At 35.9% G+C, this 10,636-nt stretch carries 7 protein-coding genes and 2 pseudogenes; 7 read left to right on the top strand and 2 right to left on the bottom strand.

Features of this window, described 5'->3' with window-relative positions; translation table 11 throughout:
- From H6G97_RS53580 to H6G97_RS37170, 3 genes and pseudogenes are all read left to right on the top strand, one after another.
- Window positions 1-110 (top strand): annotated as a pseudogene (locus H6G97_RS53580) (IS630 family transposase); the annotation flags it as partial.
- Between the two features lie 107 nt (window positions 111-217).
- Window positions 218-372 (top strand): annotated as a pseudogene (locus H6G97_RS56210) (transposase); the annotation flags it as partial.
- Between the two features lie 407 nt (window positions 373-779).
- Window positions 780-3,500: a dynamin family protein gene (locus tag H6G97_RS37170; protein WP_190945723.1), complete on the top strand. Its 2,721-nt coding sequence runs from the start codon at window positions 780-782 to the stop codon at window positions 3,498-3,500.
- A gap of 64 nt (window positions 3,501-3,564) precedes the next feature.
- Here H6G97_RS37170 and H6G97_RS37175 read toward each other — a convergent pair whose 3' ends face one another.
- Together H6G97_RS37175 and H6G97_RS37180 are read right to left on the bottom strand one after the other, a co-directional pair.
- On the bottom strand, window positions 3,565-3,894 hold the full coding sequence (locus H6G97_RS37175) for a hypothetical protein (protein ID WP_190945724.1): 330 nt from the start codon (window positions 3,892-3,894) through the stop codon (window positions 3,565-3,567).
- 33 nt (window positions 3,895-3,927) lie between these two features.
- Window positions 3,928-4,164: a hypothetical protein gene (locus H6G97_RS37180; RefSeq protein ID WP_190945725.1), complete on the bottom strand. Its 237-nt coding sequence runs from the start codon at window positions 4,162-4,164 to the stop codon at window positions 3,928-3,930.
- A gap of 319 nt (window positions 4,165-4,483) precedes the next feature.
- Here H6G97_RS37180 and H6G97_RS37185 point away from each other — a divergent pair, with 319 nt between their 5' ends.
- From H6G97_RS37185 to H6G97_RS37200, 4 genes are all read left to right on the top strand, one after another.
- Window positions 4,484-5,353: a hypothetical protein gene (locus H6G97_RS37185; protein WP_190945726.1), complete on the top strand. Its 870-nt coding sequence runs from the start codon at window positions 4,484-4,486 to the stop codon at window positions 5,351-5,353.
- A 113-nt stretch (window positions 5,354-5,466) separates the two neighbouring features.
- Window positions 5,467-6,093 carry a hypothetical protein gene (locus H6G97_RS37190; protein WP_190945727.1) on the top strand — a complete coding sequence of 209 codons (627 nt, stop codon included), beginning with the start codon at window positions 5,467-5,469 and terminating at the stop codon, window positions 6,091-6,093.
- 127 nt (window positions 6,094-6,220) lie between these two features.
- A complete protein-coding gene (locus H6G97_RS37195; protein WP_190945728.1) occupies window positions 6,221-9,055 on the top strand; it encodes a hybrid sensor histidine kinase/response regulator in 2,835 nt (944 codons plus the stop codon).
- Between the two features lie 42 nt (window positions 9,056-9,097).
- Window positions 9,098-10,492 carry a response regulator gene (locus H6G97_RS37200; protein ID WP_190945729.1) on the top strand — a complete coding sequence of 465 codons (1,395 nt, stop codon included), beginning with the start codon at window positions 9,098-9,100 and terminating at the stop codon, window positions 10,490-10,492.
- Window positions 10,493-10,636: the final 144 nt, after the last annotated feature.

The following is a 10,636-nucleotide window of genomic DNA, read 5'->3' on the forward strand; positions in this document are numbered from 1 at the left end:
ACAAAATTGAGCGATGTTGGTCATGGTTGAAGAGTCGAATTCGTCAACAACTTATTCAATTTGACTGTATCAGGGATGCTATGGAATATGTACTTCGCCTAGCGTCCTAACCGTCTTGTCTGTTGCTATACATCTGCGTTTGGCTTGGGTCAATGGACGCTTTAATCGCCTATTTCCTAATTCCACTTTTCCTCCCCCAACCGCTAGATACGCACGTTTTGTCTTGCTCAAAAAACGCTGGGTTGTTGAGCGAACTTACGGTAAAGCTGATAGGATGCCAGCGATTGGTTCGAGATTATGTTATTGCCCGAAACATCAGAGACTTTTATTTATCTTGCCATGATCCGTATCATGGTGAAGCGATTAGCATAGTTTTTTACTCCTAAAAACTTTTCAAACAACCTCTGAGGAACTGTATTGGAATAGGTTTGCTTAGGGTATTTATACTGATAATTTTTTAGTACCCAATTAATAAATTCCGTAATAGCACGGTTACAGAGGTAAGCTTAATAATAGCAATATGCTTTTTGTATTAAAAAATAAATTAAAATAGCAAGTTTTAGTTACAAACGTTGATTAGACTTTGAATGAAAATCAAAAAATGATATCCTCTTATGCTAAAAGTTTGCTAATTATAAAAATGTTAAGTGTCAAATCTAGTAAGATTATTGCTTACAAATTTAAGCAAGATTGTCAATCAGCTTATACACTGAATAGATAAATAGGTTTTGACTAAATAAGCTCCGAAAGCCTAACAAATAAACAATCATTAAATCATTATGAATACATTATTAATTGGGGATCGCTTAGTTGACTTATTATCACGTATTATGGGACAAAAGCTCACTCAAATGGATACTACGCCACCAGTGATATTCCTAGCTAATTTGATTACAGTATTGCTGGGAGTGATATTTGCTGATGGCATAGTTACAGAGGAAGAAAAACAAAGGCTGCTAACAATGTTGTATCGCTTTAGTACACCAAAAAGTGATGTACGTCGGCTAACACATTTAATGATTAAAGGAATTAAAGAAAGTCAGCTTTATTCAAATTTTAATGAAGTACTAACTTTGATAAATCCCCTTACGCAATCAGAACGACTATTAGTGATTGGCTTTGGTTACGAAATGGCGGCAGTCACTGGCAAGGTTAACTGCCATGAGCAAGAGTATTTGGAAGTTTTAGCCAAGTATTTGGATGTTAAACCGCAACATTTACTAGTTTTAGCAGCTGCATTTAAACCTGAAAAACATTTTGATCAAGCAGTTTTAAATGAGGTATATATGCTACTAGATCCGGAACTTTTTCAAGGACAAAATACTGTGTTTGTTAAGGAGCCTGGCGTTGAAGAAGGCAGAAAGCAGATCGCGCAGCGTGTTGTAGACAAGACAGAAGGGGATTCAAACCCCTCCTGTCTTGGAGCTACTAAACAAGAGTTTAATAGGGGTCTTAAATCCTTGTTACCTTTGGTCACGGTCAGAGTGCAGGAGTCAGAATTCTCTTCTGCCTTTTCTACGACAGGCTGCGCGACCTGCCTCCTGCCCTCTAACTTCCCTGAGAAAGTGCCGCTTCTACCTGCTCAAACTAGAATAACTGAGCCGCGTGTATCTGTATCCTACGAAGGGTTAAAAAAAGTTCAGGAGCTTAGTAAGCAGTTAGATAATTATTGCCAGCAGATTTACCAAATAGTTCAAGCCTGTTATGAAAGTAATTTTGTACCTAAAGATTTAATTGATGAAGTTAGTACATTCACAAAAAATCTTCAATTAAAGCAGTTTCGATTAGCAATTGTGGGCGAATTTAGCCAAGGAAAATCTACTCTGCTCAATGCTCTACTTGGTGAAGAAATTCAACCGACACGAGAAATTCCCTGTACTGCTACAGTAACAATTTTAAAGTACGGGATGCGAAAACGAATAGTTTGTCGTTATAAAGATGGAAGTGAAGAAGAAATTCAATTTGATGAGTACCAACAAAAAGCAAGCATTTCTGAAGATGCGGCAATTGGTTGTCTAAGCGATGATCTGCTAAACTCTGAGATTGAAGAAATTATTTTTGAACACCCAGATTTAGAATTATGCAGTAGCGGTGTAGAGATTATTGATTCACCTGGATTGAACGAACATCCTGAACTCACAGTTGTTACTCAAAAGTTACTCCAAGATATTGATGCCGCTATTTTTATTACTAATGCCTCGCGTTCATTAACGCAAGGTGAGCGCAACTTGTTACATGAATTGAGAATCAAACTGAACGATGGTAAAAATTACAAACCTGCAAATAACTTATTTATTGTGGGGAATTTTATGGATTTAGTACGTACAGAAAAAGGTTACGAACAAGTTAAACAGAGGATTTTTAATTTTGTTCAAGGCGATAATCCGATAATTACAGATAAAAACCGTGTTCATTTTATTTCGGGACAAGCTGCCCTTGATGCAATTTTAAACGGATACGAGGATGAGTATCGAAAAGCTTTTGATAGTTTTACTAAATCACTAGAAAGCTTTTTAGTGTTTGAATGCGGAGCATTAAAAATTGAACGAGCAGTCAATAAAGCTAATAGATTGATTGAAAAAACTATCAATACACTGGAGAAAAGTGACTACATCTTAAAAAGTAATATAGAAATTAATCAAACTGAAAAACAGAAAATTTTAGAGCAAATTGGAGAAGCCAGTGGACGTGATGTAAAAATATGTATGTTAGCAGTTGAACTTATGGATCAAGCACTTGAAAAAGCGAATATTTCTTGGAATGAGTGGTGCGAGGATTTAACTGAACGTATGGTATCAAGAAGCGATAATTGGTATTTTAAACATAATCCAATTGGGAACAACAAAAAATTAATTTTAGAGTATAGTCAGTGCTTTATAAAAGACTTATTAGATGAGATTAATGAATGGAATACTAATCAGTTTAATAATATAATATTACGAGAAAGTTTACAAATTTTAGAGGCAAATATTAAACATGAATTAAATCTAATTCAAGCAAATTGTCAGCAATTAGGTATAAGACTAGACACTTCATTTAGTAAAGAAATCGAACTTTTAAGCCGTGATATAACTAGTGATTTTATGAAGTTTAGTAGTATTAGTATTAGGAATGCTCTAGTAGTAAAATTAGAACAATCTATCGGAATTGATTTTGGTTTTATAGCAGCCTTCGTTGCTAAGGTTACTGCTATGATTGCTAGTAACTTTGGATTAGACAGTGTGGATAACGAGGAATTCTATAATTCAATCAAAATGAAAGTTTTAGAAATAGGTCTTGAAAATTTTGAGGAATCCATTGATGTAGTTTATAAAAAGTTATATGAAAATTTTGACGCAATTTTTGATAGTAAAGTTGAATCAGGAAATCGACTTATCGAGCAAGCTATATCACTTTACGAAGGACTTTTACAACAGCAGGAGAAAACCGAACAAGAAGCGCTAATAAAATATAATATATCTAAAAATTTAATTGTACAACAGTGTCAAGAACTAAGCTAAGTCCAAAATAGAATAAATACAGATATTGGACTCTGCTACTCAGAGAGAATTAATAAAATAATTATTAAAAGACAACATGATACCAAAACAATACTAATGACCAATGGCAAATCGACGGCAGTAAAATTGCCAAAATGAAGATAAATTTGTATGCTAGCTGTTCGGGCGGTACTGTCAAGACTGTTGCTTGATTGATATAAAAAGTATGGACAGGTTCTGAAGCGCTGAAATCGCTGTTAACTAAAAGTTCTATTTCACTTTTTAAAAGTGACCGCATCCAATCAACTTGTGCCTGCCAAATCTCTAAGATAGCAAAGTCATGGTTGCGAAAACGGCTGATTTCAGGAAAGATAAAATCAAGCTCGTCGTATGACTGGCAACTGTCAATTACCATGCAGGTCTGTTCGCTAATTTTGTCGCAAAGATGCTATAGGCAATCGCTAACAGCAGACATTTCATTCTGCACTTGGTATGTGGTAGCAATTGCTTGTTCAATAGCCCAAGTACATTCAAATGTGCGGAGTCGTCCTGGTGCAGAGATTTCTTCCAATAGGCGAGGATTAGTATAGTTTGCTAATGCCTTTAACAACATACTCCGTACCTCAGCAATTTCGGCATTTCTCTGACTAAAATCTTGTAATTGTATTAGTAGGTGTGAATTCAAATAACATATTTTTACTTTGTAACAGCTAGTTTTTCAAGCCTAACTGTTACTTAAAAATTAATTGCCCTGCCTTTATGCCCCGTTTTGAAACCTTTTTGTTTACTGCTCTTTATATTTGGTTCCCCTGTTCATCTTTAAAACGATTGTTTTCGTTCCGTTATTTTTAACAAGTAAGTACTAAAATTGGCTGTTTTAATTTAAAGCCGTAATTTCACTGATGTAAATAAAATTATTGAAAAACTACAGTAGTTCTACAAGAAAATTTGCATCATACCAAAGTTGGTAAACTCTTGATTATAGTATTCAATTATTTTAACTTATGAAAGTTTTCTCTGAAGCTCTCTTTAAGGAAGCATTTGATTTCTCCGAGTTGGAGCAGATAGTAACTGCTACGATTCGCCTGGCTGTAAGCAACCCGATTGCGTTGTATATATTTTTACAGTATTATATTTACTTCAATGGCTATGCGTCTTCTGTTATTTCTCGACTGGTAAGTTCTGTTGCTATGTCTCGTTATTTGTTTACCGACCCTGAAATCTTGGTGACTGAAGAGGCAGATCGAGGATTCCAAATTTCTGCTGAAATTATGGTTGCAGCATCCGATGAGGGGGCTTATGGTATTACACATCGCGAATTAGCTCAATTGATGCTCAGGACAGCAGGAAACTATGCAAAACTTTCTACTAAAGAACGCAACCAATTTTCACAGGTTCCGCTTTGGCTAGATGAGATTGTACAAGCTGTGATGGCTGGCTACCAGGGAACGCCTGATAATGCAATTTCCTTAATCCGCTCAATCGGATTTCATGCAGCTTCGGAAATGTTGGGAGATCGCGAATATGCCCTGCTTGATATGATTGTCCGTTATGAAAACCAAGAATTTGGATTTGACCGCTATCTTAAACAACAAACTACTCCTGTCCCAATTCGAGGTCATCGCTATGATCCCTGGTGTTATGTTGTCATCCACGGCAAACATGAAGGTTCTGGTGCAGAAGCTAGGCATTTTGACCATGTTTTAGAAGCTCTGAATATGGTAGTTCGCTATCGGCCTGAATCAGAACAACAAATTTTGCAGTGGGTATTGGAAGGTTATCAAGCATTTGTATACATACAACAATCCTTATTCAGGGAAATTTATCGTGAATGTCTGCAACTGATTGAGGCTTCACAGATAGTTTCTCTATAACTGATGATCGCTCTAGGGTACATATACTAATTTGTTTTTATGTTGAATTAAACCTTCTCTGGTGCTGCATCTACTACTTATTCATAAACTGACGTAGAAATTCATCAAAAATAATGTTTACTTGGCAAGAGGTAATTGGTCTAAGTGCAGGTTTCTTTTTGTTGTTAGTTTTTATACCCTATCTAACTAGTATTTATCAAAAAAAAACTCGACCAAACCGAATAACTTGGTCGATTTGGGCGCTCGTTGGTTTCATCCTTTGCTTTAGCTATTATTCCTCTGGCGCTGTGAACACAATATGGGTTCCAGTTTGTTCAGCCGTTGGTCATTTAATTATTGCTATTCTGGCGCTGAAATATGGTGAGGGTGGTTGGAATAACTTTGACCGAGGGTGTCTATTAAGTGCTGGTATTAGTCTTGTACTCTGGTGGCAGTTTAGCTCTCCTACAATTGCTTTGGCGATCAATATCTGCATTGATTTTCTAGGGGCATTACCTACAATCAGGAAATCTTATTATCAACCATATACAGAAGATCCTTTCAGTTGGACAATATTTCTGTCAGCACATACACTTAACCTGGTTGCCCTCCAAAATTGGTCTTTTGTGCTCTCAGCTTATCCACTCTACTTATTTTGCTCAACTGCTACTATCGTTATATTTCTTCTGCGTCCCAAAATAATCCGAAGGCAAACAACCTCTGGCAAACAACGCAGCAAAAGAAAAATTCACAAGAGTTAAAACTTTTTCCCCTAAGCACGCTCTCCAAGTAGTTAATCAATATTTTCACAATATAAACTTCAAACTCAATTTGGGAATCCTATAGCTAGAAAGCCATAAAAATGTAAATAAAGTAACAAATTAGAGTATGTCATCAAAGCTGCTTCCTAGGCTAATTTATCGAGACAGTAAATCGAAGAAAATTTCATTACGCTTCATTCTTGTTCTCCCTTTTGTGCTGCAAATTCTTACAGCAGTAGGGTTGACAGGATATTTGTCGTTACGGAATGGGCAAAAAGCTGTTAATGAATTAGCAAGCCAATTGCTGAGTGAAGTAAGCGAACGCATAGATCAACATTTAGATAGTTATATAAAAGTTCCTCATGATATTGTTGTGTTTAGCTCAGATGTAATAGATATGGGCTTGTTAGATTTACAAAACAAACAACAAATCGGAGAATTTTTTTGGAGGCGGCTGAAATCATCTGATGTCGGCTACATTCTCCTTGGTTTTCAAACAGGTGATTATATCGCCGTTGGACATCTTTTTGGGGATGAGCGCATTACCATTGATGAATTATCCCCAGAAAATTATAATGGCAGTACTCATTTATATAGTTGGGCAACTGATAGCAAAGGTAAACGCACCAAGATTATTCAAGATAATGGAGAATTTATTGCCAAGAAGGAGGGGTGGTACGCAGAGGCGGCAAAACAACGCCAATCAGTTTGGAGTCCAGTTTATAACTGGTTAGTACCGCCATTTAGCTTATCTATTGCAGCTAGTCATCCTATCTATGACTCCAATAAAAATCTGGTTGCTGTAATTGCTGTAGAACAACGCCTTTCACAAATTAGTGAGTTCTTGCGCCAATTAAAAATTAGTTCATCAGGAAAAACCTTCATTATTGAACAGAATAGTCTATTGATCGCTAATTCTAGTGATGAACAACCATTCACGGTCAAAAATCAAAAACCCCAACGCTTGTCTATATCTGATAGCAAAGACCCTCTAATTCAAGCAACTGCAAAACATTTGATTGAACGCTTTGGTAAACTTAGTCAAATTCGTCAGGTTGAGCAAATTGATTTTCTGCTTAATGGTAAGCGCCAGTTTGTTCAAATTACTCCTTGGCGAGATGAGCGGGGATTAAACTGGCTAATGGTAGTTGTGGTGCCTGAAGCAGACTTTATGGCTCAGATTCATGCCAATACTCGTATAACCATTCTGCTATGTCTGTTAGCTTTAATGCTGGCAATTATTTTGGGGTTATATACATCTCGTTGGATTACCCAACCCATTCTCCGATTAAATCAAGTTTCTAAGGCAATTGCTGATGGTAAAATAAACCAGAAAATGGAAGATTGCTCTGTTACAGAACTCAGTATTCTTTTCCACTCTTTCAATTGTATGGCACAGCAGTTGCATGAATCTTTTACTGCATTAGCTAATGCTAATGAAGAACTAGAAGCTCGAGTTGAAGACCGCACAAAAAAACTCAAGCAAGCAAGGGAAAATGCTGATAGTGCCAACAATGCTAAAAGCGAATTTTTAGCTAATATGAGCCACGAACTACGTACACCCCTTAATGGCATTCTAGGTTATGTTCAAATTCTTCAAGGCTCAAATAATCTAACAGAAAAAGAGCGCAAAGGTCTTAATATTATTCACCAATGTAGCTCCCATCTACTAACTTTGATTAACGATATTCTCGATCTTTCTAAAATAGAAGCTCAAAAATTAGAATTACATCCTACGCAATTTCATTTTCCTTCCTTTCTTCAAGTTGTTTGTGAAATATGTCAAATAAAAGCTGAACAAAAGAATATTGAATTTGTGTATCAATTCGATCCATATTTGCCAATTTATATTGAAGCAGACGAAAAACGATTACGGCAAGTTTTGATTAATTTGTTAAGTAATGCTATCAAATTTACTGATACTGGAAGAGTAATTTTTAAGGTACAAGTAACTTTTCCTAAAAATAAGTTGATTAATTATATAAAGACACTAGCTAATTCAACAACTTATAAAGTCCGCTTTCAAGTACAAGATACTGGTGTAGGTATAGACACTGAAGAATTAAAAAAAATATTTTTACCATTTGAACAGGTTGGTAGCATTAAAAAGCAATCCGAAGGAACTGGGTTGGGATTGGCTATTAGTCAGAAAATTATTGCCATAATGGGTGGAAATTTGGCAGTGCAAAGTCAAATAGGCAAAGGTAGTATCTTTTGGTTTGAGTTAGAAATAGTAAAATCAAAACAATGGATAAGCGTATCTAAAAAGTTACCAAAGAGAAGCATTATTGGTTATAAGGGTAAAAAACGAAAAATTTTGGTTGTGGATAATATTTCGGTAAATCGCTCTATATTTGTGAATCTGTTGAAGTTATTCGGTTTTGAATTGGCAGAGGCAGAAAATGGTCAAGACGTTTTAGCAAAAGTGATTGAGTTTGAACCTGATTTAATTATTACTGGTATTGATATGCCTTTAATAAATGGATATGAGATGTTATACCGTTTGCGGAACTTGCTAAAATTTCCGAATCTCAAAGTTGTAGTTTCCTCAGCAAGTGTATTTGGTTACGATAAACAAAAAAGCTTAGATGCTGGTGCAGATGATTTCCTTCCGAAACCTGTGCAATTATCTGAACTGCTAAACAAGTTAGAGAAACACTTAGAAATGGAATGGATTTATGAAGATAATAATCTAAGTACGCTGACTTCTGCTAATATTATGAAAATTAGCAAATCAAATCAAGCAAAAATTATTCCTCCACCAATCGAGGAATTGATTTGTTTAAAACAATTAGCTTTAAGAGGTAGGATAAAAGCCATTCATAAACACTTAGAAAAAATAGAACAAATGGATGAAAAGTACGCTGCCTTTGTTCAATATCTTAATCACTTAGCTCAAAATTTTAAAACAAAAGAAATTAAAGATTTTATAAATGAAATGTTTAAATCTAGCTACTTATAAATATTGATTAAAAAAAGTTTAGTAGTTTTTAGGTAAATATTGGTGAATACTTCAGAAACAAATTTAGTCTTGATTGTAGATGATACCCCTACAAACCTAGAAGTACTTTCAGACGCTCTGACTGACGCTGGCTTTGAAGTCGCAGTCGCAACCAGTGGGGAAAGCGCTATTGAGCAAGTTGAATACGATCCACCAGACTTAATCTTATTGGATATCATGATGGTAGGAATTGATGGATTTGAAACCTGTTACCAACTTAAGCAGAATCCACTTACAAAAGATATTCCAATCATTTTTATGACTGCTCTTAACGATATGGTAGATAAGGTTAAAGGTCTTTCTTTAGGTGCTGTAGATTATATTACCAAGCCCTTTCAGAAAGCAGAGGTGTTAGCGCGTATCCAAATCCATATCAAGTTGCGAAATTACTTGAACTTAGCGTTAGATGAGCAAAATATTCGTCTAAAACAGGAAATTATAGAACGTACTATTGCGGAAACAGCTTTACAGAAGCTAACTCAGGAATTAGAACATAGGGTAATAGAACGAACTCAGGAACTTTCTAAAGCTCTGTACAAACTACAAAAAACTCAAGTTCAGCTTGTGCAGACAGAAAAGTTAGCCACACTAGGTCAGCTAGCTGCGGGTTTAGCTCATGAAATTAACAATCCGGTAAACTTTATACACGCTAATCTTTTTCATGTCAATGACTACGCTCAAAGCTTGGTAGAACTATTAAAGCTTTATCAAAATCAGTTTCCCCATGCTACCCCAGAAATTATAGCTAAAGCAAAGGAAATAGATATACAATATTTGCTCGAAGACCTGCCTAAAATCCTTTTCTCTATGGAAATTGGAACTGAACGGATTTCTGGTATTGTTAACTCTTTCCGTAACTTTTGCCGCCATGACGAAGCTGAAGTCAAATTAGTAGATATTCACGAAGGTCTAGAAAGCACACTTATGATTCTCCACAGGCATTTGAAGCCAACACCAGATCAGCGGGAAATTCAGGTAGTCAAAGAATATGGCTCTTTACCTAAAGTAGAATGTTATCCGGGGAAAATGAATCAGGTTTTTATGAATATTCTCAGCAATGCAATTGATGCCATAAGAGAGGGTATGGAGAATCTTCACAGTTGTATCCAATCGCCTATGATTTGGATTAATACAAAGGTTCAAGGAAGCGATCGTATTGCAATTAAAATTGCTGACAATGGCTTAGGAATACCGGAAAATATTCAAAAACGAGTGTTTGACCCTTTCTTTACAACTAAGCCCGCCGGTAAAGGTACAGGGTTAGGAATGTCAATCAGCCATCAGATTGTAACCGAACTACATCATGGATCGCTGCAATGTATTTCCGCTCCCAGGAAAGGAGCAGAATTTGTAATTGAAATCCCTATTCAAATGCCACACATTCATCGCATCAGCTAGAACACCGATTCAGTAATCAGAATTAAGTAGCAGACTGCTCAGTAGTGTTAGTAAAAATTTTGGCAAGGACATGAAGATTATGGACGACTGCGGTACGGCGGAGGTCAAATAGATTTTTGCGAGTACCAATGTAACGAGCTTGAT

The organism is Nostoc flagelliforme FACHB-838, from assembly GCF_014698065.1.
In the GTDB taxonomy this organism is placed as follows: Bacteria; Cyanobacteriota; Cyanobacteriia; order Cyanobacteriales; family Nostocaceae; genus Nostoc; species Nostoc flagelliforme_B.

Coding starts and splice junctions, on each gene's coding strand:
- H6G97_RS37185 (WP_190945726.1), top strand. CDS start 4,484: ATGAAAGTTTTCTCTGAAGCTCTCTTTAAGGAAGCATTTGATTTCTCC.
- H6G97_RS37190 (WP_190945727.1), top strand. CDS start 5,467: ATGTTTACTTGGCAAGAGGTAATTGGTCTAAGTGCAGGTTTCTTTTTG.
- H6G97_RS37195 (WP_190945728.1), top strand. CDS start 6,221: ATGTCATCAAAGCTGCTTCCTAGGCTAATTTATCGAGACAGTAAATCG.
- H6G97_RS37170 (WP_190945723.1), top strand. CDS start 780: ATGAATACATTATTAATTGGGGATCGCTTAGTTGACTTATTATCACGT.
- H6G97_RS37175 (WP_190945724.1), bottom strand. CDS start 3,894: ATGGTAATTGACAGTTGCCAGTCATACGACGAGCTTGATTTTATCTTT.